Raw genomic sequence first — 23,633 nt, forward strand, 5'->3', positions numbered from 1 at the left:
ATGTAACGACAAAGTAAAACCGTCAGGGAAAATCGCCCTGACGGTCTCTTTGGGTTTGGAGGGTCTTTGAAACTTTATCGGATGATGGCGCATGCGAGAGCGGGCTCGATTGTTGGTCTATGCGGCACACACGTTACGGCTTGATTGCAATAAAATTCCTGCAAAAGTACATCTATTTCCAGCCATGGCTAACGTTTAGATAGATATAGATGCGAATATGCAGGCTTTTTACTGAATTATCTGTATTACAGGTAATTTGTTTGATTTTACCTGCATATTTGCATTTATTTCGTTCAAAGTCGCCGTTCGACAGAAAATTAATGTACAAGCAAATGCAGTTTTTTTGGCCGGGACACATCCGAGAAGCGCCACTTCCGTACGCGCGCTTAGTTTGCAACGAACCGCCGCGGATTCGGCTACGACAGGCGATTGCCCCGGCTTGCGCGGGATTCGACGCAACGCCTGCTATATGAGAGGCGATTGCCCCGGCGTGCGCGGGATTCGGCGCATCGCCTGCTATATGAGAGGCGATTGGTCCGCTGCGCACGGGATTCGGGGCATCGCCTGTTATATGAGAGGCGATTGGCCCGGTGCGGGCGGGATTTGGTGCATCGCCTGCTCTACGACAGGCGATGCACCATCCTTTTTTTATTGTCCGCGCTCGTAGACGCGGTACAACAGCACGGCCGCCTCCGCGCGGGTCAGTTGGCCCTGCGGGCGCAGCTTGCCGCCGGCGCCCTGCATCAGGCCGGCGCCGACGAGCGAGGCCAGATCCGGCCTCGCATACGCAGCCGCATCGGATTCGTCGGCGAACGCTGCGAGCGCCGCGGCGCCGCCCTCAGGCAGCCCCGCGCCTGCGCTGCGGAGTGCGCGTGCGACCATCGCCGCCGCCTCCTGACGGCTGACCGCATCGAGCGGCAGGAACCGGCCGTCCCCGGAGCCGCCGGCGATGCCTAGCGCCACGCCGACGCGAACGGCGTCGGCAAAGTACGCGCCAGCAGCCACGTCCGCAAACTCGGCGGTACCATCTTTCCGACTGGGCGGCACGTCCGCGAAGCCCGCGTCCGCGTCGCCCGACTTCGCATTCAGCTCGAGCATCCGCACGAGCAGCAGCAGGAAGTCGGCACGGCTAACCTGCTCGCCGGGAGCATAGTTGCCGTCGGCGCGACCTTCCACGATGCCTCGGGCTGCCAGCGCCTCAACGGCTTCGCGTGCCCATTCGGCCTTGCCAAGATCGACGAAGCTTCGGTCGACATACGCAACCGCGTACTGGCTGAAATGCGTCGTCCTGAAGGTTACGACGCCCCGCGCCGCATCATAATGACCGCTGACGACCGGGTGCGCTCCTCCATGCTCGTCGATGTAGCGAATCGTCAGCTTTTCCGGATGGCCCGCTTCGTTCGCGGCAGGCGAGTAAGGAATGGAGATTATCGCGGACGAGTCGCCATTGCGCCAGGCGATCGGCACGCCGCCAGACATCAACGATACATCGACCGCAGGACGATCGCCGAGCAGCATCCCCAGCTCTTCGCTCCATGACTTTCGATCCGCTGCCCGTACGACCAACGTTATCTTTCCTCCCACGACACTTGCCAACCCGGCTTCCGTCAGCATATCCCCGGTCACCGCAACGGTACCGAGCGGCGTGGACAGCTCCAACCGGCGTTCGGCTCCGCCATCGGCAAGCGCGCTCGAGGGCAGCTCGACCGCGTATCCGGTCGCCCCAGCCGCACTGGACAATACGATCTTAACCAGCTTAACGCCATCTTTGGCGTATGCTTGGTCAAGCTCGCCTTTTCCGACCGTTGCCCGCACGAGACCGCTTGCCGCATCAACCGAAGCAGCGGGCGTAAGCGTGACCGTCCCGGCTGCCGACGTTGGCGTAGGCGTCGGCCCGTTCTGCACCGGCGGAGGCGTTGGTGTCGGTGTTGGTGTCGGCGTTGGCGACGTTGTCGGTTCCCCGCCTTCCTCCTCCAGCGCATCCAGCTCAGCCGCAAGCGCCGTCCGATCCGCACCCTCGGGCAGCAATACGACAAAATTGCGCGCCGCATCGATCGACGTATCGCTCTTTTCCAGCTTCGCTGCAGCGACGGCCGCCTGCGCAGAGGCCATCGACCAATCCAGGAAGCTGCCATCCAGCAAATACAGGTCGCCGAACAGCGTGAAGTCCTTGCTTGCGCCGATGCCTTGATTATATTCCATGTAGCCTTCGCGTCCGCTGCCATCGTTCTCGTTCATGAGCAGCGTAAACCCGAGCGCACTCCGCGGATCGAAATCGTAGCCAGCGCCGTGCAGCTGTTCCAGCGGAATCGCGATCGCATAATGCGTCACGCCCGCTCCCTCATCGCGCGTCACCGTCGCCTCGACGCCCGCGCCGAGCGCGCCGGTCTGCAAGCCTTCCGGTGCCTTCCAGCGCCACTTGACGACGCTGCCGTCGTCGCGCAAGGCAAAACCGAGCTCGCTCACTTGCTTGCTCCCCGCGCCCGCGTCGCGATTCAGGTCGATACCGAGCTGGATGCTGTCGCCCTGCCAGATATCGACGCCGCCGTAGGACTGGTTGTGGACGTCGTCGCGGACATCGATGTCGAAATACAGCTTGTCGTTATCCCAGGCGACGCCCGCATCCGCGCTCAGATCGGCCGTGCCCGACCGTCCGCCCCCGGCGTATTCGTCCTGCGCGGACAGATCGATCCGAGGCGCATCCGATCCCTGCGCAGCGAAAGGTCCGGCGAACGTCTGTCCGAGCTTTACCGAGGACAGATACGTCCGGCCGTCGTCGAGCGTCACCTTGAACTTCAGCGAGGCGCCCGCCAGGTACGGCAGGTCGATCTCGACGCTTTCCCCGTAGGCGATGTCCGCAAATCGAATCGGCTTCAGCAATCCCGCGTACGCCGATGGCTGGACAAGCTCGATCTTGCCGGACAGCGCCGCCGCGTCGGTCGCGTTGGACAGCACGAGCCGCGCGTTCGACCGCTCCATGTGCGCCGGATCGAGCGCCGTTTTCTCAAGCCGCAGCGCGACCGGCACGAGGTTGGAGCCGCCGACCTTGACGCCCGCTTCGTTCACGAGCTGGAGGCCGCCCTTGAAAAGGTTGTTCGTAAGGGTCATCCGCTCAATGTCGGGTCCCGCGTACACATGCGTCGTTCGCGGCTGTTGAAAGTAAGAGTCGTACAGCGCCACGTCTCCTCCGAGCGCGTTGATTCCCTTTTCCCCGACCGTCGTAAAATTGCTCTGCTGCATTCGCAGACGTCCCGAACGGATATCGACCGAGCGCGACGTATCGCCCCACATCGAGGTGTTGAAAAACCGCGCTTCAGCGTCAAAGCCGTCCTCAAGGGTGATGTATACTTTGTCCGTGGAGCTCATCGACACCAGCTCCGTGTTGACGAAGGTCAGTCCCTTCTCTCCCGCGCCCTCCAGATACACGCCCTTTTTGCTGCCGTCGGTGCCATGCCCGAGTACGGTCGCAACCGGACCCTCGCCGTTCTCCGCGGCGAAGTGGATGCCGTACTGCGAGCCGTAGACGAATGTGTTAAAAATCGTTTCCCCGTCGACATGCCCGATGCGGAACGCGTCCAGATGCTCTTTTTGGTAGCTCCACACCTTATCGAAGTCCGCATCCGTGGACGGATGGTTCGGATAGTTGTTGCGTCCGTAATAATGCGGGTTGAACTGTACGTTGCGCATGACGCCGCCCTCGGCGCCTCCGCCGAGATAGATGCCTTCCATGAGCGGAGAGCCCGCCACATAATCGATATAATGGCCGCTCGTATCGTACGTGCCGAAGTCGATGCCTTGATAGGAATTGATCAAGGTCGTATCAATCGCATACACGCCGTGTCCTTCGCCGCGAATCGTCCAGGCGTAAGGCTTGGCGTTGTTCCAATTCTGCTCGTCATAGTAGACGGACAACCCGCGCACGCCTGCCGAAGCCGCCAGCGTGATCAGCGCGGTGGCGCCTTCCGGCGCGCCTTGACCATATCGGGTGAACAGCACGGTGCCGCCGCCGATCGTATGATGCGGCACGTCCCAGGAGCCGCGAAGCTCGACGCCCGAAGGCACAGTGAGCGGCGAATCGACGCGGTAAATGCCGGCCGGCAAATACACGGTGCCGCCCCCTGCTTCTTCGGCCGCGTCCAGCGCCTGTTGAATGGCGACCGACGCGTCTACGACGCCGCCCCGGTCCGCATTATACGGCGCCGCGGTCGCGTCGAACAGCTGCCGGCTTGCCGGTTTAGGCCGTACCGCCGCATCCGTCGCGATCTGGCTCGGCAGCCGTTCCAGCGCATAACCGGCGTTCTGCGTGACGTTAACCTCCGCCGCCTGGCTCTCATCCGTCACCTGCAGGCTGCCGTCCAGGCCCGCGTTCACCGCGTTCAGCGCTTGCGCCGCGCCGGTCAGCTTCACCTGCTTCGCGGCCTTGGCGAAGCTCGACTGCCCGAGGATGAGCGATCCGCCGCCCAGCTCGATCGCATAACGGCCGTTCGCGTCGTCCCAGCCCGCGAACGCCGCATTTTCGAACGACAGCACGCCGCTGCCTTCGCTGACGACCGCGCGGCCGCCGCTGCCGTCGACTTGCACGTCCTGGAACTGCGCGATCGAGTGGAAGCCCGCTGTCGCGTAGATCGCTGCCGGCGATTCGCCGACGCCCGCCGCGAAGCTGCTGCGCGTCACCAGCAGGCCGTAATCGTTGACGCCTTCGATCTTCAGCCCGATCCGGCTGTCGCTCACATGAACGTCGTACAGCTGCGCGTTCGCCGTCTCGGCGGAGCCCGTGCGCGTCGTCACGCGCATGCCGTTGTCGAAGCCCGACAAATGAATATCCGACATGTACTCCCAGTCGGAACGGCCCATCACGATGCCTTCGGCATGCGTCGTCGTGTAGGCGCGCAGCTGTCCCGCGTCCGGCGCGCCGGCCAGCCCGGACGTCGCCCAGTAGGACGGCGCGAGCCGGATGCCCTCGAGCCGGCCGATATCGGTCGTGAAGTCGAGGAAGATACCGCTATGAAGCACGGTGCCGTACAAATTTTTCACGTAGTGCAGCTCGTTCCATTCCGGTCCGATCTTGATGCCGCCATAGCTGTTGACCAGCGTGATGTTCTCCATCGTCGCGCTGTCGCCCGGCAGCTGCTCGAACGTCCACGGATACGCCGCCGGATCCGAGAGCGTCTGCTCGGGATACCACACCGACAGATTCGTGACGCCGCTCACCGGCTGCAGCTGGATAAAGCTCTCGCCGTCCGCCTGCCCCCGTCCGCCGTACGACGCCAGCACCGTGCCCAACACCTGCCCGCCCGCCTCGTCCGGGCTGATCCAGTCGCCGCGAAGCGTCACGCCGGTCGGCACGTTCAGATGGCCGTTCAGCCGGTACGTGCCCGCAGGCGCGAACACGACGCCGCCCCCGTTGCCGCCGGAAGCATCGAGCGCCGCCTGAAACGCGGCGGTATCGTCGCTCTCGCCGTCGGCCTTCGCGCCGAAGTCGCGCACGCTGAAGTCCGCGATGACGACGTCATCCGTCGCGAATTGCGTATCGTACACCTTCGTCTGCGTCGCCGTCGACGTCCGCGCGACCTTTTTGACCGACACGCGCGCCACGGTCAGGTCCGGATTGTTGTCCGGATTGCCGCCGCCGCTGATGCCGATGCGGAAGTCGGAGCCGTTCGTCCGGTTGGCGAATCTGGCGTCGATCAGCTTAAACGTCTTCGTCTTCCATTGCCCGCTGTTGCCGTACGTGAACAGCGGCGAGTCTTTAAATGCCGCCGACAGCGCGTCGTACTGCAGCACGAAGCTGCCGCTGCCCTGGTCCAGGTACTCCACGGTTACATAGACGTCCTTGTCCGCATTGTCGTACAAATAGGCGTCGTCCACATTCATGTACAAATAAAGCGTGCGGTCGCCCGGCGCGCCGCGATTCGTTTTCCAATAGCCCTTGCCGTCCAGCGCGCCCTTCACGAGACCGGATTCGTTGTCCCCGCCCCGTCCGACGATGCCGTGCTCGACCGCCGTCTCGCCGAGCGCGATGCTCGCCTCGTCCGCCGCGGCCGCCTTCAGCGTCTTGGTCACGACGACTCGCGCCAGCTTCAGCTCCGCATTGGTCTGCCAGCTCGCGCCGCCGCCTTCGATGCCGATACGGAAATCCGAGCCGCCCGTCCGGTTGGCGAAGTTAGCATCGGTCAGCTTGTACGTATGCGTCTTCCATGCGCCCGTATCGCCATAGCTGAACAACGGCGCGTCCTTGAAGCCGTTGCCGTCTCCCTGTGCGTCATACTGCAGCACGAGCTTGCCGCTCCCCGCATCGTAATAATCGACCGTCACTTCGACGTCGTATGCCGCCATATTCGCGGAATAGCCGTCGTCCACGTTCATGTAAAAATATAATATCCGCTTGCTCTCGTCGTCCGCGGAACGGTTGGTCTGCCAATACGTACGGCCGTCCAGTTCTCCCGCGACGAGTCCGTCCGGTTCTCCGTCTCCCGGCCTCGCAGCAATCCCTTGCTCGGCCGGCGAAGCGCCAAGCGCGATGCTAACGCTTTCATTTACAGTCGGATTTTCCGCCGCGTTTGCCCTTCCGAGCCTTCCGCCAGGCGCATCTCCCGGCCAACTGCCGAGCAGCAGCAAGACGGCCATTAACCCTGATATCCACGCGCGCCACACACTTCTCGTATATACTCGCATCATTGTACCCCTCCAATGCCTGTTTTGGACAATATAAAGGGAGCCCTGCCCGCGAATCATCGACAGCTATGATGAGTTCGAGGCGGGCTCCCGCCGTTCAAAAAAGTATTACTTCTTGGCTGCGAGGAAGGCGTCGACCTGCTTTTGCGTTTCCGCGATAATCTTGTCGAGGCCGTTTTTCTTTTGCTTTTCAATGTAGTCGTCGACCGCTTTTTCCGGATCCTTCACCGTACCGAATTCGATCGGCTTATTGAATTCCTCGATCGCTTGGTCGCGCTTGGCCAGCTCGTTTTTCATCGGCTCCTCGGAGACGAACAACCCGTCCAGCGGCGAATTGACGTTGATCGGCTCGCTGGCGAACTCGGCCTCATGCAGCCAGAAGTCCTTCGGATATGTGGACGTCGGACGCATGAACTGCGGCTTCCAGAACGCCCATTGGCCGCCCCACTCCATGTAATTGCTCGTCGTCGTGCTCATGCCGTCCGGATACACGGCCGTATCGCCGTCGAGCTTGTACGTCTTGCCCTCGATGCCGTACTGAACCAGATCGTACAGCGTGCGGTCCGTCTCGATCATGTCGAGGAAGCGCAGCACGCGGTCGGGATGCTTGGAGTTGCGGTTGATCGCGGCGACGTTGGCGAGCGGCGTGCGGTTGACCTGTTTCTTGTCCGGATAAATGAGCGACGAGTCCAGTTTGAACGACGGATCGGAGAAGCCCGGGTCGGCACTGACCCATTCGTGCGAGGTGAGCGTGAACACCGATTTGCCGTTGCGCCATTCGGCAGCCCCATCCGTCTTGTCGATCATCGCGTCGCGATTGATCAGCTTCTCGTCGTACCACTGGCGTGCCTTAACCGCGGCTTCCTTGTAGAACGGCTGCTGCTCGATCGGCTGGATCTTCATCGCCGGATCGCTCAGGTAGTAGCCAAGTCCGTGCTGGTTCAGGTCGATCCACTCTTCGCGGATCTTGATCAGCGTCAGCGGACCGGTGCGGTTCAGCTTCATGTTCGGATAGGCCTTGCGCAGCTCGCGCAGCAGGTTTTCAGTATCCTCGATCGTCTTGACCGAGTCCTTGGCTACGTTGATGCCCGCCTTCTCGGTCAGATCCGAGCGCCAGGTGACGAACTGCCGCTGGTTCATCTTCATCGTCCACGGCAGGCCGACGATATTGCCGTCGATCGTCGCCGCGGATAGCGTGCCTTGCTCCTCGTATTTCTTGTACAAATTGGGCGCGTATTGCGGCAGCAGGTCGTTCAGCGCCATGTAGGAGCCTTTGGCCGCCATCTGGTTGTAGGACAGCCAGTCGCCGTCGAAGTTCAGGTCCCAGTTGTCCCCGGAAGCCGCCATGACGAGCATTTTGTCCTTGAAGTCGTTGAACGGGATAAAGTTGATGTCGAATTTGACGTTCAGTCCCTTGTCTTTGACATAGTCGCTGACTTTGGACCAAACCTCGTCGGTCGCCGCCTTCTTGTCGCCGCCGAAGTAGAACTTGAGGGTGACCTCATCCTCTGCCTTGGCCGTAGAGCTTGGACTTGCCGCTCCGCTGGCGCTGGCGCTTGAACCTGCCGTCGCCGTACCCGACGGACTTGCCGTGCCGTTGTTGTTGTTGCCGCCGCAGGCCGACAGCATCGCGCCGAGCAGCATGACGCCGGCGAGTACCGCGGTAGCCGATTTCCCCTTGCGCATGTGAACCTCTCCCCTTAATTGTGAGATATATACTATCACGGACGAAGCCGGTATAGTCAACCTTTGACTGCGCCTACCATGAGGCCTTTGACGAAGTAACGCTGGACGAACGGATACAGGAAGATGATCGGCCCGATCGTAATGACGGTGAGCGCCATCTTGATCGATTCGGACGGGATCGTCGCCGAGATCTGCTGCATGGCCGCGGCGTTGCTGGAGCTCTTGAGGAACTCGACGTTGGAGACGAGCGTCCGCAGCAGCAGCTGCAGCGGCTGAAGCTCCTGCTTGTCGATGAACATGAGGCCGAGAAACCAGTCGTTCCAGTAACCCAGTGCGACGAACAGGCCGACGGTGGCGAGCACCGGCACGGACAGCGGGGCGATCAGGCGGAAAAAAATCCGGTATTCGCTGGCGCCGTCCATTTTCGCCGATTCGTACAGGTCCTCCGGGATCGCCATCATGAAGTTGCGGATGAGGAACATGTTGAAGGCGTTCGCCAGCGGCGGCAGAATCATCGCCCACAGCGTGTCCTTCAGATCGAGATAGCGGACGCAAATGATGTACCAGGGCACGAGCCCCCCGCTGAACAGCATCGTGATGATCACGTAGATGGACAGCACGTTGCGGTATTTGAAAGATCGCCTCGCCATGACGTATCCGCCCATACCGTTCACGATGATGGACAGCGCGGTGCCGATAACGGTGACGAGAATGCTGATGATGTAAGCGTCGACGATCCGGCTCGAGCCGAGCAGCAGGATCTTGTAGGAGCTCAGCGTGACATGGCGCGGGATAAGCGCGTAGCCGTAATTGACGATGTCGTTCTCGGTGCTGAGCGAGCCGGAGATGACCATGATGAAGGGAAACAGGCATGCCAGGCTGAACAGCAGGACGATCGCGCCGATCGCGGTCTGACTTAGCGAAAATCTTCTGGTGAGCATCGGTAGGAGCCTCCTTGCCGGGAAACGTAGTTGGGGAACGAGATGGATCAGAAAATCGCCGAGTCTCTGTCGATCCTGCGGGCGGCGTAATTGCTGGAAAGCACGAGCACGAAGGCGACGACGGACTGGAGGAAGCCGGCCGCGGACGCCATGCCGATATCGCCGGATTGGCGAAGGCTGCGGTAGACGAGCGTGTCGATAACGTCGGTCGTCGGGAACAGGAGCGTGGCGTCGCCGACCATGGCGTAAAACATCCCGAAGTCCGCGTTCATGATCCGCCCGATCGCGAGCAGCGTCAGAATGACGACGGTGGGTCTGAGCATCGGCAGGCTGATGTACCGGATCTGCTGCCATCGCGAAGCGCCGTCGATCGAGGCGGCTTCATAATACGAGTTATCGATGGAGGTGAGAGCAGCCAGGTAGATGATCGTGCCGTAGCCCGTCACCTTCCACCGGATCGCGATGGTCAGGATGAGCGGCCACAGGCCCGCCTCGCTGTAGAAGTCGACGGGTCCCGCGCCGATCCACTCGAGGAACCGGTTGACCGCGCCCGTTTCGTAATTCAGCAGGTTGTAGGTGAACACGCCGACGACGATCCAGGAGATAAAGAACGGGAGGAACGTCAGCGACTGGGTGACGCGTTTGAAGTACTTGTTCCGAAGCTCGTTGAGCATAAGCGCGAAGCCCACTTCGAAGATCAGGCCGACGGCGATAAAGAGCACGTTGAGCAAGATCGTGTTGCGCACCGCGCGGAAGGCCGCGTCGGAGGATAGCAGGTAATCAAAGTTGTTGAACAGCGGGTGCATCCAGTCGCTTCCGAAAATGCCCTTCTGGAAGTCGAAGTTTTTGAAGGGGATGATGAGTCCGGACAGCGGCAGGTAGCAGAACAAAAACAGCAGCGTCGCGACGGGCAGGAACATGACGAGCAGCTGATGGTTTTGCACAAGGTCCCGGACCAGGCCGTTTCGGCGTTTCATGCGCGATGTTCCTTTCTGTTAAGGTGATACCTTCATGATAAAGGGGGGCTGTTCGGGGTTCCATGAGCGGATCTTATCCTTTGCGGTCCGTGAATGTCCTGTTCGGACAGAAGCGTCCGATTGCGCAAAAACCGCCAGGAAAATCGCTGATAGCCTTTACGGTCCTTTCAGGTTGAACAGACATCCGAAACTGAATTCGCGCGAAACGCCGAATGGTAGCTTGGCCGATCGATGGCTTATCCGACAGCCGCTTCGACGTCTTGCCGATCCTCACCAGTTTCGTTCTCTCGCCGCAATGCCTGCAAATATACATCTTTTTTTGCCGATGTCGCCCCTTTTGGACAGGATAGATGCCAAAACGCAGTTATTTTCCTCTCTGATCCCGATTTACGGCTTGTGCTTTGAAAATGCCTGCATATTTGCATGTATTTCATCAGGTGTCGCGGATCGGCTGAAGATACATGTACAAATGCAGGTTTTACGGCCCGCCAAACATCCGACCAACCCCGGCACCCCGAGGCCGCGCTTGCCTGTCCACGATTCGCCGCCATCCGAGATAGAAAGATAAGACAAGAGCCGCCCCTACTCGGGACGGCTCTTCTCTTCTTTGTCCAATATCGGGTGCCGAAGCGCGATCTTTGTGCCGAACTCGGGCCCCGTCTCGATGTGCAGGCGGTAGCCCTCGCCGAAGTACAGCTTGAGCCGGTTGTTGACGTTGCGCAGGCCGACGCCCTTCGCGCTCTCCGAGCTGCGGCTGCCGGGCGGCTCCTCCATGTCGAGCTTTGCCAGTGCTTCAGGCGGTATGCCGCCGCCGTTGTCGATAATATCGATCTCGATATCGCCGCCCTCCCGGCGCGCCGAGATCAGAATTTTCCCGCTCTCGAAATCGTTGCGGATGCTGTGCTGGATCGCGTTCTCGACCAGCGGCTGGAGCAGCAGCCTGAGGAAAGGCAGCTCCTTCAGCTCGTCGTCGACGCCGTACAGGATCCGGATCGGCCGTCCCATCCGGGCTTGCTCGATCTGGACGTAGGCTTTGACCTGCTCCAGCTCCCTGCCGAGCGTCGTAATCTCCTTGCCCTGGTTCAGGCTGAGCCGCAGCAGGTTGCCGAGCGACGCGACCATCTGCGCCACCTCGCCCGCGCCGTGCTTCTCGGCCTTCCAGCGGATCGACTCCAGCGTATTGTACAAAAAGTGCGGATTGATCTGATGGCTCAGCACCTGAAACTCCAGCTCTTTCTTGTCGCGCTCCGCGCGCGAGGCTTCGACGATCAAGCCTTCGATCTTGCGGATCAGACTGCCGAAACCGCGATATAGCCATCCGACCTCGTCTTGTCTGCGAGACGGCGGAATCTGCTGCTGGTAATCGCCCGATTCCAGCTTGCGCATATAACGTACCAGACGCACGATCGGCTGGGTGAATGACGCCGTAATATACAGTACGACGCCTACGCAGCAAAGCAGATAGCCGATCAGAAAATAGACGGTCGCCCGGTTGATCTCGTCGATCGTGCCGGTCAGATCCTTGAGCGGGGTCAGACTGACGATCGCCCAGGGCTCGTTGTCCATCCGGACGAAGCTCGCCAGGTATTTGCTCCCGCCGAGCGCGATCGTTTTCTCCCCTTCGCTGCCCGCGCGGAACTGCTCCACGAAGCCGGACGAGGGGAACGGCGTGCCGGTCCAGCCGTTTTCGAACGAATCGTACAGCACGACGCCGTCGTCGTTCCTCAGCAGCAGCAGACGCTGCTCGATCATCTGCCCGCTCGGCGAGAAGAACCGTTTGAATTGGTCCTCGGACACGTCCGTGGCGACGATGCCACGCGGCGTCTGGTCGTACAAGCCCGAGAAGCGTTTGACATAGGACAGGAGCGGACGCTCCAATCTGCCCTTCTCCGGCAGCTTCAGGTACCAGGATGGGCTAACCTGAGCGGCGGATTGCCGGAACCATGCCTGCGCGCCGACGTTCGGTTCGCCGATCGTGCTAAGGTAATCGGCATGCCGGCCCAGATCGATCGGATACACGCTGACCCGGAAGGCGTCGACGGACGAAGTGCGCTGGTACAGCCAGGTCAGCAGATCGACCGTAAACGATTCCTCGCTGGCCGCGCCGCCGCTGGCCGGCTCGAGCAGATCCTGCAGGCGCTTGTCGCCGATCAGATCGTTGACCTGCTCGTTCAGCGCGCCCAGATAGTTTTGAAAATTTTTGCGCACCTGCAGCAAATAGTTGTTGGTCATCGACAGATTGGCGTTGGAGATGCCCTCGATCGACTTGACGTGCGCGTAATAGGCAAACCATAAAAAAGGGACGACAATGATCATGAAGAAGATCAATATCATCCGATTGCGAAGCGACGAGGCCAGACGCAGCGAGATCGTCTTACTCATCCGCGATGCCCTGCAGCCTGCGGTATTCCTTCGGCGTCAGTCCGGTCTGCCTTTTGAACACCTTGGTGAAATGTACGGGATCCTTATACCCGACCTGCGCGGAGATCTCGTAAATTTTATATTGCACGTCCGCCAGCATCTTTTTCGCCTTTTCCATACGGATATCGGTCAGATACTCGAGGAACGTTTTGTGCATTTCCTTTTTGAACAGCTTGCTTAACCATACCGGGGTCACATGCACCTCGGCAGCGACGCTTGGCAGCGTGAGGCTCTCCCCGTAATGCGCGCGAATGTACTTGTCCGCCTCCTGGATGATCTGGCTGGGCGGCGCCGCGTGGCTGCGAAAATCTTGAGCCATGGCGAGCAGGAACTGCTCGGACTGTTCCCTAAGTGACCCCAGCGTATCGAACTTCTCCAGCCGTTCCCAGACGATCACCGGGTTGCGCTCCCAGGAACGGTCGGTCCAGCCGAGCGTGGCCGCCTTTTTGAACAGGCTGAGCAGCCATTCGAAAATCCGCTGCTGCGTATCGCGAATATGGCCCGCGCCCCAGCACTTCACCATCTCGACGAAGCGGTCCATCGCTGTGCGGATATCCTCGTCGGTGCCGTAGCGAACCAGGTCCAGCACTTCGTCCGTCTGCGCGATCGAGGGTACGTCTCGTTCCGCCTCGTTTTCCCAGCCGAGACTCGTCAGCATGCGGTTGCCGCCGTAGACCGCCTTCTGCATCAGAATATCCTCCGCTTCCTGATACAGCGCATGCAATCGCTTCGTATCGCCGCAGCCCGAACTGATCGCGACGCTCACGTTCACCTTGACGTACTGATTCACGCGGCCGATCAGCATTCCGGCCAGCTCCTTGCAAGTCTCGAGCCAGCCGTCCTCCGGACATTCCAGTACGATCGCCCACCGGTTCCGCTGGTCGGGCGCGAGGACGGACAGATGCGGCATGTCCTCCTCGAGCGTTTGCTTGGCGATGTTGCCGATGCCGAACAGGATTAGCTCCTTTTCCAGCCGCGAGCCGTCCCGCGTCTCGATCGACCTGAGGTCGTCCACCTCGACGAGCAGGAGCGCCAGATGGCCGCCGAGCAGCCAATCGAGCTCCAGCGTCCGCAGCCTGTGCAGAATTCGCGTCTCCCGGTACGGGTCGTACGGCAGTTCGATCAGCTCCCGCACGACCTCGTCCCGCATCTTGGGCAAGGCCGAGGTCAGATGACTCTGCAGTCGGCTCTGGCGCTCGCGCTCGAGGCGTTCCTTGCGCAGCTGGCCGATCATGCGGGTGACGATCTCGCCGAGTTCGCCGGTGTTAACCGGCTTTAATATATAGTCCATCGCGCCTAGCTTCATGGCTGTCCGCACGATATCAAAATCGTCGTAGCCGCTGATGACGATGCCCTTCCAGCCTGCGGGACGCTCGGCGGACAGACGCTCGAGCAGCTCGAGTCCCGACATGCGGTTCATCCGGATATCCGTGACGACGAGGTCTGGCAAGCGCGCTCTGGCGATCGCCAGCGCCGTATCGCCGTCGTCCGCGACCACCGTCTCCTCCACCCCGTAATCGGCCCAGGGAATTTGCGTTTGAAGCCCTTCTCGAATTTCCAGTTCGTCGTCCACGATCAGAGCCAGCATGAGGGTCTCCCCTTTCCCATGAACCCGTTATTGTCAAAAGCGGACATTCGTCAGAAAAGCATACCCTCGGGGCTCGCAAATCGCAATGAGCATATCTTAGCTTTTTAGGGGGAATGCGATATTTATCCGCGACGTGCTAGGGCGACCGCCTGCGTCATAGGTTGTACAAGACGTACCAGTCTATCGAACCGGAGGCGTTAAACGATGAACGTTTTTATTAGCCATATGCTGCTCGGGCTGTCGCTGGCCGCGCCGATCGGGCCGATGAACGCGGCGCAGATGGACAGGGGCGTCCGCAGCGGGTTTTGGCATGCCTGGCTCATCGGTCTGGGCGGCACGATGGCGGATTGCATTTTTATGCTGCTCGTTTACTTCGGGATCATCCACTTCCTCGGCATCCCTTTTATGCAAACGTTTCTGTGGCTGTTCGGTTTTCTCGTGCTCGCCTACATGGGCGTGGAAAGCATCGCAAACGCAAGAAAATCGGCGACGCGGCGGAGCGAGCACAAAGAAGCCGCGGTCAAATCGCTCGCGGCCGGATTCTTCATGTCTTTGTTTAATCCGCTCTCCATTCTGTTCTGGCTCGGCATCTACGGCTCGGTTCTCGCCGATATGATCGCCAAGTACGAGGCCCGCGAGGTGTTTTTATACAGCGCCGCCGTGCTGGCCGGCATCATGCTTTGGGACGTGTTCATGGCGCTGCTCGCAAGCTCCTTCCGCCAGCTGCTAACGCCCGGGCTCCTTACCGCCATATCTGTCGCGTCCGGCTTGTCGCTGATCGGCTTCGGCATATACTTCGGGCTCGAAGCGTACCATGCCTTGTTCGGATAGCCTTTTTCGGCCGCGAGCGCTCTTTCCCGCTCTATGTTTGTTCCATTGCCGCTGCATGATCAGCGTGACGCCCCCGATGACGGCGACGAAGCCCAGGCTGATCCAGAATCCGGGGCGGCTCACGCCGTGGAGCCAAGTGCCGGCAACGGCAAGCGAGATTAATCCGATGCCCGCATACTGCTTGGCTTTGCCCCATGCGCCTGTCTTCAGCAGCCGGCCGGACGTTACCAGAATGAACAACCAGTTGTATAACAGCATGAGGCCCGCCGCTGTCGTGATGTATTCGTAGACGCTCTTCGGCATGAGCAGCGCGAACACGACCGATGCCGTCATTCCTCCGGCGGTGAGCCCGAGCGCGGGCAGCCTTCCCTTCCTTCCCCGATCCGCTTTCGTCGCGAACGTGGGCGGCGCGTCCCCCTCTTTGGCCAGCGTGGCGACCATCGACGTGACGGCGAACATGGAAGCGGTCATCGTGGAAAAACCTGCTACGATCAGGATGCCGTTGAACAGATGCGGAACGAACGGCAGCCGGTAGTCGGCCAATGCAATGACAAAAGGACTCTTCTCGCCGGTAAACGACTTCCAGGGCTCGAGCACGAGCACGAACGCGAGGGAAGCGACGTAAAGAAAGGTCAGCATCAACAGCATGACCGTGCCCGCCTTTGGCGCTTCCTCGGGCTTTTTGAGCCGCACGGCCATGAGCCCCACGACCTCCAGACCGCCAAAGCTGTAAAACGCGAAAATCAGCGCGGACCACACGCCCATCGCCCCGACGGGAAACCAGTTGCCCGGCATCGCCGGTCCATGCTTGTCCGTCGTCAGGACGCCCGATAGGACGAGCGTCGCAATGACCAGAAACATGACGACGGCCGCGAGCTTCATGACGGCGAACGCGTTTTCCATTCGCTCGAAGCCCTTCGTCCCCCCAAAAATAATGAGCAGTCCCAGCGCGTCGTATCCTGCGGCGAAACACCACATCGGCACTTGCGGAAACCAAAACTGCGAAAACAGGGACAATGCCGTAAGCTGGCTGCCCATGATCAATAGCTCCGACGACCAATACATCCAACCGCTGCTGAAGCCCGCCCATCTCCCGAACGCCTTTTTTGCATAGGATCGGAACGAGCCCTCGAGCGGCGTCTCTGCCGTCATGCGCGCCAGCTTGTCGAACACCAAATACGCGCCGAGCGCTGCAAGCAGGTAATCGAGCAGAATGGCCGGTCCGCCGACCTCGATCGCGATTCTGGACGCCAAAAAGAAGCCGGTGCCTACCGTGCAGGCGACGCCAAGCAAGCTGAGCTGCCACCATTTCAGCTTGTTATCCGATTGCTGATTTGAATCGCTCGCTGGCATTGGCACGCTCTCCCGGTTCTAGTTGTCAGTTTCGTTCCGCTTACACTTCCCTGTTGAGGATAGAAATATGAAGCCGGTTCGGTCCGGTTCAGTCCTGTCCGGTCCGGTTAATTCGATTCGCTTATGGACAAACGGCGCACGGCTGCTATAATTTTACATAACGAGACGAAGCACGTCCCTCTTCATTCCATGACGAATGATGAAGGGGCGTTTTTATTTTAAGGGAGGTTTTGATGAGCGATGTCGTTTGAACAAGCGCATGCCGAATTTATTGAATCCCATTTGACCCGACGAACCGGGGAACGCCGAGGCCGGCTTGAGCGCGGTCACCGCGAGGCGGAGAAGCTATTTTGCAAAAACGTATGGTGGCGGCTTCGCGGCAATTTCGACGGGTTGCATCCCGAGTACGAAGTGATGGATTGGCGCGGCATATCCTATTTTTGCGACTTTGTATGGATTATTCTAAGCGTCAAATTCGTCATTGAAATCAAAGGCTTCGGCCCGCACGTCCGGGACATGGACCGGCAAAAGTATTGCAATGAGCTGAATAGAGAAACGTTTCTCGGCGCCATGGGTTACCAGGTCGTCTGCTTCTCGTACGACGACGTGATTGGCCGACCGGATCTGTGTGTAACCTTGCTCCGCATGTTGATCAGCCGTTATCAAGTCGAAGCCGCTCGCATCGGTCTAGACGGACTCGCCGAGCGGGAGACGATTCGCCTTGCATGCGGTCTATCCAGGCCGCTGCGTCCGATCGACGTAGCCGAGCATTTAAAGGTCAGCCATCGCATCGCCGTCAAGACGCTGCGTTCGCTGTGCGAGAAGGGTCTGTTCACGCCGCTGTCGGGTTCCCAAGGCAAACATATCGTGCGGTATGAATTGAATCCGGCTGCATTGCGACTGCTGTAAGTGAGATGAGGATGGGTCGTGCTGTAACGGAGTGTTGCTGGCGGCTGTGCGTGCGGTGGCGGTTGGTGCGGGATGCTGTTTGGCGCGGGTGGCGGGTGTGGTGCGGATGGTGGGTTTGTGCGGGCGGCTGTTTGTGCGGGGGCGGTTGATGCGGGACGGCGTTCGGTGAGAGCGTTTGGTTGGTGCAGTGAATCATGGCGTATCCATGAGTCGGCGCAATCCACTGAGTGCTTTTTTGGATATGAGAAAGCCTGCAAATATGCAGGCTTTTCAGTCACATCATCCCGTTCACAGCTAAATTCCTGCGTTTATGCATCTATTTTAACTCGATACGCCTCATCTTAGACCGACATGCCGAAAAGCCTGCATATCCGCAGGTATTTAATGCAGCGTCTTTATCAGCCAATTAAAGCCTGCAAATTAGCAGGCTTTTTATAAATTTGGATGAGCGGAAATCCTAAAAGTACGCATGAGCAGGCTTTCATAAGTTCGGCAAAGCCGGACTTCTAAAATTCGCATGAGCAGGCTTTCATAAGTTCGGCAAAGCGGACTTCTAAAATTCGCATGAGCAGGCTTTCATAAGTTCGGCAAAGCGAGCTTCTAAAATACGTATGAGCAGGCTTTTCACAAGTTCGCTTGAGCAGGCTCCTGTAAATCCGCCAGTTTTATTTTCGGCTAACAAAAACATCTACCACACTACCATACAAGTATGGTAGGATGTTTGTGAAAGCTTGGAAGGAGTCTTGCCGCCATGTACACGAACGGACGCGCACAGGAGCCCTCGGCACGGGAGACGGTGTATGCGAAGCTGAAGGAACAGATTTTAAATCTGGAGCTTCCCCCCGGCACCGCCCTGTCCGAGAAGGAATCATCGCTCGTTCTGGGCGTCAGCCGGACGCCGGTGCGCGAGAGCTTTGTGCGGCTCGCCCAGGAAGGCCTCGTACAGGTGCTGCCGCAGCGGGGAACGTTCGTCTCGCTGATCGATCCCGCGCTGGTCGAGGAAGCCCGCTTCATGCGCGAGCATCTCGAACGGGCGGTCGTCAGGCTCGCTTGCGCTCATTTTCCCGACGGTCACCTGCACGCGCTCGAGGACAATCTGGCCCTGCAGCTCAAGAGCATCGAGCGCGAAGACGACCGCAGGCTGTTCGAGCTCGACGAAGCCTACCACCGGATTTTGTTCGACGGCTGCGGGAAGCTCAATACGTGGCGCGCGATCGGACAGATGAACGTCCATCTGAACCGCAGCCGAATGCTGCGGCTCGTGGCGGACCGCCACTGGCAGCATCTGTACGAGCAGCACGAGACTATTTTTAAGGCCGTCAAGGACGGCGATGCCGACAGGGCCGAGCGCGTCATGCAGGAGCATCTGCTGCTCGGCGTTCGCGATCTGGCGCATCTGATGGACAAGTATCCGCAATATTTCGTATCGGGAGGAGACGGCAAGCCATGAGAATGACGTTCCGCTGGTTCGGCACGGGCAACGACACGATCTCGCTCGAGCAAATCCGGCAGATCCCCGGGGTCGAGGGCATCGTGTGGTCGCTGCACGACATGCCCGCCGGCGAAGAGTGGCCGATGGAGAAGATTGTCGCTTTACGGGATGAGGCGCACGCTGCCGGACTCAACATTGACGTGGTTGAAAGCGTGAACATCCACGAGGATATCAAGCTGGGGCTTCCAAGCCGGGACGCCTACATCGAGAACTACAAGCGTACGCTGGAGAAGCTGGGCCAGGTCGGCGTCAAGGTCGTCTGCTACAACTTCATGCCCGTGTTCGACTGGCTGCGGACCGAGCTGCACAAGGAAATGAAAGACGGGTCCACCGCCCTGTTCTACGAAAAAAGCCGGATCGACAACATCGACCCGTTTGAGCTGGTTCGCCAGATCAACGAAAACTCGGAGCTTACGATGCCTGGCTGGGAGCCGGAGCGGCTCGCGCATTTGACCGCATTATTCGAGGCTTATAAGGGCGTCACCCAGGAGGATCTCTGGGAAAACGTGCGTTACTTTCTGGACGAGGTCATCCCCGTCGCTGCCCGTTGCGGCATCAAGATGGCGATCCACCCGGACGATCCGCCGTGGCCGATCTTCGGTCTTCCGCGCATCATGACGAGCCAGGCCAATTTCCGCCGATTCCTCGCGCTCCACGACAGTCCTTATAACGGCATCACGCTGTGCAGCGGCTCGCTCGGCGCCAATCCGGCCAACGACATCGTGTCGATGATCCATGAATTCGCGGACCGCATCCCGTTCGCGCATATTCGTAATGTACGGGTGTACGAGAACGGCGACTTCATCGAGACCTCCCACCGTACGCAGGATGGAACGGTCGATATCGCCGGCATCGTCAAGGCGTACCACGACGTGGGCTTCACGGGCTATGCGCGTCCCGACCACGGGCGTCATCTGTGGGGCGAGGTATGCCGTCCGGGCTACGGACTTTACGATCGCGCGCTTGGCATCATGTATTTGTGGGGACTGTGGGACGCGGCGGCGCGTGCGGCGGCGGACGCGGTCGCCGAATCGAAGGAGGCTGCCGTATGAGCGCGAGTCTGCTCCCGATTCACGAATCGCTTGCGGGCAAAGTCACCGTCATCACCGGCGGCTCGGGCGTCCTGTGCCGCGTGATGGCGAAGGAGCTCGGTCGGCAAGGCGCCAAGGTGGCCGTTCTTAACCGGACGTTAGAAAAAGGCGAGCAAGTCGCCGGCGAAATACGCGCGGCCGGCGGGACGGCGATCGCCGTCGCCTGCGACGCCACGGATTCGGACAGCGTTCGCGCGGCCGAGGCCGTCGTCTCGCGGGACCTGGGTCCTTGCGACATCCTGATCAACGGCGCCGGCGGCAATCATCCGAGCGCCAACACGACAAATGAAATTTTCCGCCTCGAGGATCTTGGGCGCGAAGGCGTGACCACCTTTTTTGATCTGAGCGCCGCGGGCTTCCGAGGCGTGCTCGACCTGAATCTGATGGGGACGCTGATCCCGTCCCAAATTTTCAGCCGGTCGATGGCCGAACGAGGCAGCGGCGTCATCGTCAACGTCTCCTCGATGAGCGCCCCCTCGCCGATGACCAAGGTACCCGCTTACAGCGCGGCGAAGGCCGCCATCAACAACTGGACGCAATGGCTCGCCGTGCATCTGGCCGAATCGGGCATCCGCGTCAACGCGCTGGCGCCCGGCTTCTTCCTGACCGAACAAAACCGCGCGCTGCTTAAAAACGAGGACGGCTCGCTAACAGAGCGCTCCGGCAAAATCATCGCGCATACGCCGATGCGCAGATTCGGCCAGCCCGAAGATCTGCTCGGCACGCTGCTCTGGCTCGTCGACGATGCGGCTTCCGGCTTCGTGACCGGCGCCTTCATTCCGGTGGACGGCGGATTCATGGCGTACGCAGGCGTGTGAACGTTACTACGTCGTCTTAGCGCCAAGCAGCGAAAAAGCCCAGCAGGATCCGAAAGCGCAGCGGAATCGTCCGCTCCGCCGCCGAATCGGTAGCTGGGCTCTTTTCGTGAGGCAAAAATCAGGACTCCATGGCGAGCAGCTCGCTGGCCGTCACGAAGACGTACCCTTCCTTTTTCAGCGTCCGCACAAGCGCGCGCACCGCCTCAACGGTCTGGGACCGATCGCCGTAGCCGTCATGGAAAAGAAGAAAGCTGCCCGGCTCCGCGACGGCAAGCGATGCCTCGAGAATATGGTCGGCCCCGGGCATTTCCCAGTCCCGCGCCGCCCCGTTCACGCCGCCGATGACGGCGTAGCCGAGCTCGCGCGCGATGCGTTCGACCTGCGCATCCGTTGCCAGATAAGGCGGGCGGAACGTGGCAGCCTGTACGCCGACCGTCTCGCGGATCAAGTCGCCGGTGCGGACAAGCTCCGCTCTGACGGCCTCTTCGTCCAGCTCCGTCAGATGGGGATGCGTGTAAGTATGATTGCCGATCTCATGGCCGGTCTCTTGAACGAGCCTCGCCGTATCGGGATAACGCGCGATCTGCTCGCCGGTCATATAGAACGTCGCCCGGCCTTCCTCCTCTCGGAAAATATCCAGCATTTGCGGCGTAAATTCGGGATTCGGGCCGTCGTCGAAAGTAATGGCGACCGCCTTGGCGGAAGTGCCGTGAATCGAGATCATGTCGGATATAGCGCGAGTTTGGGCTTCGGCTTCGCTCATACGGTCAACGTCTCCTTATGTAAGAAATGAAAGGCCGACTACTTTCCACCACGAAATTCAAAATTGCTTCAGCAACTCATTCTTCCAAAAATTAGCTTATACGATTTTCGCGATTTTTTCACTCTTTTTTAAAGATTGCTTAAGTCGTTGTGCGAGGCGGCGATAAGCGCTTTTGGGCGTCATCTCGGCGGAAATGCACGGCTGCGGGGCGGCGATAAGCGCTTTTGGGCGTCATCTCGGCGGGAATGCATGGCTGCGGGGCGGCGATAAGCGCTTTTGGGCGTCATCTCGGCGGGAATGCATGGCTGCGGGGCGGCGATAAGCGCTTTTGGGCGTTATCTGGGCGGGAATGCATGGCTGCGGGGCGGCGATAAGCGCTTTTGGGCGTCATCTGGGCGGGAATGCACGGCTTCACCTTCATCCGCCGCGCCGCCGCTTGCGACGGCGGCGAAGCGGCATGCCGTTTACTCATAGTGATGGCGCCGTAGCGCGTACCTGCCGACGAGCGCGACGACGCCGTACAACGCCATGGAAAGCACCGCGAGCATCGCGATGGCGACCATGACCATGTCCATCTGGAACACCTGTCCCCCGTAGATGATCATGTAGCCGAGCCCGGCTTTCGACGACAAAAATTCGCCCATGATGACGCCGACGAGCGTAAGTCCGACGTTGACCTTGAGCGTCGCGATGAGATTCGGGACGCTCGCGGGCAGCAGCACCATCCGCAGCGTCTGCAGCCTGGTCGCGCCGAAAGACTCCATCAGCTTCAGCTTGGATTGGCCGATCTCCCTGAAGCCTGACTCGAGCATCATGATCGTGACGATGACCGAGATCGCGATCGCCATGCCGTACACCGAATAGCGGTCGCCGAGCCAGATATAGAAGATCGGTCCGAGCGCTACCTTGGGCAGCGCGTTCAGCACGACCATGTACGGCTCGAGCACCTTGGACGCGTACGCGGACCACCAGAGCGCGACCGCGATCGCCAAGCCGAGCGCCATCGACAGCGCCAGTCCGATGACGGTCTCCGACGTCGTCACCCAGGCGTGATGCCATAGCCTGCCCTCGTGCGCCAGACTTCTGAACGAAGCGACCAGCTGCGAAGGACGGCTCGTCAGCATGGCGTCGACCCACTTGCGATCCGCGGCCAGCTCCCAGATACCGAGGAACGCCGCGAGCAGCGCGAATCGGGCGAGCCAGACGGCCATGCGCAAACGCCGCTGCACGCGCAAGTACTTCCTGTACTGCGGCGAAGCTGGACCGGCGGAGGCGACGGATTGACGGTCCTGCGCGTCCGGCATTTCGTTAACCCTGTTCGACGACATGACTGTCCAGCTCCTTCCATATCGCGTTGAAATACGAATGGTAACGGCCCGCTTCCCGCTTTTTCCATGGAGACAGCCCTTCGCTCTCGTCAAAGTGAATGTCGTGGACGCTGGCGATCGTGCCCGGCCGCTTCGACATGACCATCACGCGGTCGGCCATGCCGATCGCCTCGGAAATGTCGTGCGTCACGAGCACGGCCGTCTTGCCTTGATCCTTGATGATATGAAAAACCTCGTCTGCCAGCGTCAGCCGAGTCTGGTAGTCGAGTGCGGAAAAGGGCTCGTCGAGCAGCAAAATGTCCGGCTCGGTCACGAGCGTCCGAATAAGCGCCACCCGCTGCCGCATGCCGCCGGACAGCTGGGCGGGGTTGTGCCCCGCGAACCCGCCCAGACCGTAGCGCTCGAGCAGCTCGAGCGCCTTGCGCTTCGCCTTCTTCAAGTCCATGCGCCGGATCTCCGCGCCGACGAGCAGGTTGCTCAGCAGGTCCCGCCACTCGAACAGATGGTCGTGCTGAAGCATGTACCCCACCTTGGGGGAGGCGCCTCGCACCTCCGCCCCGTCGATCAGCACCTTGCCCCTCGTCGGCTTCTGCATGCCCGAGACGAGGGAGAGCAAGGTGCTTTTCCCGCAGCCGCTCGGTCCGACGACGCTGATGAATTCCCCGCGTTCGATCGACGCATGAATGTCGCTCAGCGCCTCGGTTTCCTGCTTCAGGGTGAAATAGCTCAGTCCGACGCCCTGCAGCTCGATTTGTGCCAT

15 protein-coding genes are annotated in these 23,633 nt (G+C 60.1%); 5 read left to right on the forward strand and 10 right to left on the reverse strand.

The annotated features are described in order from the left end of the window. Positions 1–648: 648 nt before the first annotated feature. The 6 genes from KB449_RS17925 to KB449_RS17950 form a co-directional block, all read right to left on the reverse strand. Complete coding sequence (locus KB449_RS17925; protein WP_282909669.1) at positions 649–6,627, reverse strand: S-layer homology domain-containing protein; 5,979 nt, start codon at positions 6,625–6,627, stop codon at positions 649–651. 156 nt (positions 6,628–6,783) lie between these two features. After that, the gene (locus KB449_RS17930; protein WP_282909670.1) at positions 6,784–8,361 is read right to left on the reverse strand and encodes an extracellular solute-binding protein; all 1,578 of its coding nucleotides are present in this window, start codon (positions 8,359–8,361) and stop codon (positions 6,784–6,786) included. Positions 8,362–8,417: 56 nt separating this feature from the next. Continuing rightward, entirely contained in the window at positions 8,418–9,302 is an 885-nt protein-coding gene (locus KB449_RS17935) for a carbohydrate ABC transporter permease (RefSeq protein WP_282909671.1), read from the reverse strand. A 47-nt stretch (positions 9,303–9,349) separates the two neighbouring features. Next, positions 9,350–10,279, reverse strand: coding sequence for an ABC transporter permease (locus tag KB449_RS17940; protein ID WP_282909672.1), 930 nt, complete (start codon positions 10,277–10,279; stop codon positions 9,350–9,352). A 582-nt stretch (positions 10,280–10,861) separates the two neighbouring features. Beyond that, positions 10,862–12,661: a cache domain-containing sensor histidine kinase gene (locus tag KB449_RS17945; protein WP_282909673.1), complete on the reverse strand. Its 1,800-nt coding sequence runs from the start codon at positions 12,659–12,661 to the stop codon at positions 10,862–10,864. Continuing rightward, a complete protein-coding gene (locus tag KB449_RS17950) occupies positions 12,654–14,288 on the reverse strand; it encodes a response regulator (protein ID WP_282909674.1) in 1,635 nt (544 codons plus the stop codon). The genes KB449_RS17945 and KB449_RS17950 overlap by 8 nt, the downstream gene beginning before the upstream one ends. Positions 14,289–14,492: 204 nt before the next feature. On the opposite strand from KB449_RS17950, the gene KB449_RS17955 reads away from it, so the two are divergent. Further along, on the forward strand, positions 14,493–15,119 hold the full coding sequence (locus KB449_RS17955; protein WP_282909675.1) for a LysE family transporter: 627 nt from the start codon (positions 14,493–14,495) through the stop codon (positions 15,117–15,119). Here the strand turns inward: KB449_RS17955 and KB449_RS17960 are convergent. Further along, positions 15,015–16,472: an amino acid permease gene (locus KB449_RS17960; protein WP_282909676.1), complete on the reverse strand. Its 1,458-nt coding sequence runs from the start codon at positions 16,470–16,472 to the stop codon at positions 15,015–15,017. The genes KB449_RS17955 and KB449_RS17960 overlap by 105 nt on opposite strands. A gap of 240 nt (positions 16,473–16,712) precedes the next feature. Here KB449_RS17960 and KB449_RS17965 point away from each other — a divergent pair, with 240 nt between their 5' ends. The 4 genes from KB449_RS17965 (at position 16,713) to KB449_RS17980 (ending at position 20,782) form a co-directional block, all read left to right on the forward strand. Next, positions 16,713–17,381, forward strand: coding sequence for a PDDEXK family nuclease (locus KB449_RS17965; RefSeq protein ID WP_282909677.1), 669 nt, complete (start codon positions 16,713–16,715; stop codon positions 17,379–17,381). Between the two features lie 751 nt (positions 17,382–18,132). Further along, entirely contained in the window at positions 18,133–18,831 is a 699-nt protein-coding gene (locus tag KB449_RS17970) for a GntR family transcriptional regulator (protein WP_282909678.1), read from the forward strand. Further along, positions 18,828–19,925, forward strand: a complete 1,098-nt coding sequence (gene uxuA / locus KB449_RS17975) for a mannonate dehydratase (RefSeq protein WP_282909679.1) — start codon at positions 18,828–18,830, stop codon at positions 19,923–19,925. Before KB449_RS17970 ends, uxuA begins: the two co-directional genes overlap by 4 nt. Further along, on the forward strand, positions 19,922–20,782 hold the full coding sequence (locus tag KB449_RS17980; RefSeq protein WP_282909680.1) for an SDR family oxidoreductase: 861 nt from the start codon (positions 19,922–19,924) through the stop codon (positions 20,780–20,782). The genes uxuA and KB449_RS17980 overlap by 4 nt, the downstream gene beginning before the upstream one ends. A gap of 118 nt (positions 20,783–20,900) precedes the next feature. Here the strand turns inward: KB449_RS17980 and KB449_RS17985 are convergent, their stop codons facing one another. From KB449_RS17985 to KB449_RS17995, 3 genes are all read right to left on the reverse strand, one after another. After that, entirely contained in the window at positions 20,901–21,545 is a 645-nt protein-coding gene (locus KB449_RS17985) for a polysaccharide deacetylase family protein (RefSeq protein WP_282909681.1), read from the reverse strand. Between the two features lie 464 nt (positions 21,546–22,009). After that, entirely contained in the window at positions 22,010–22,873 is an 864-nt protein-coding gene (locus KB449_RS17990) for an ABC transporter permease (RefSeq protein WP_282909682.1), read from the reverse strand. Continuing rightward, on the reverse strand, positions 22,854–23,633 hold the full coding sequence (locus tag KB449_RS17995; protein WP_282909683.1) for an ABC transporter ATP-binding protein: 780 nt from the start codon (positions 23,631–23,633) through the stop codon (positions 22,854–22,856). The genes KB449_RS17990 and KB449_RS17995 overlap by 20 nt, the downstream gene beginning before the upstream one ends.

This window comes from Cohnella hashimotonis (assembly GCF_030014955.1).
In the GTDB taxonomy this organism is placed as follows: Bacteria; Bacillota; Bacilli; order Paenibacillales; family Paenibacillaceae; genus Cohnella; species Cohnella hashimotonis.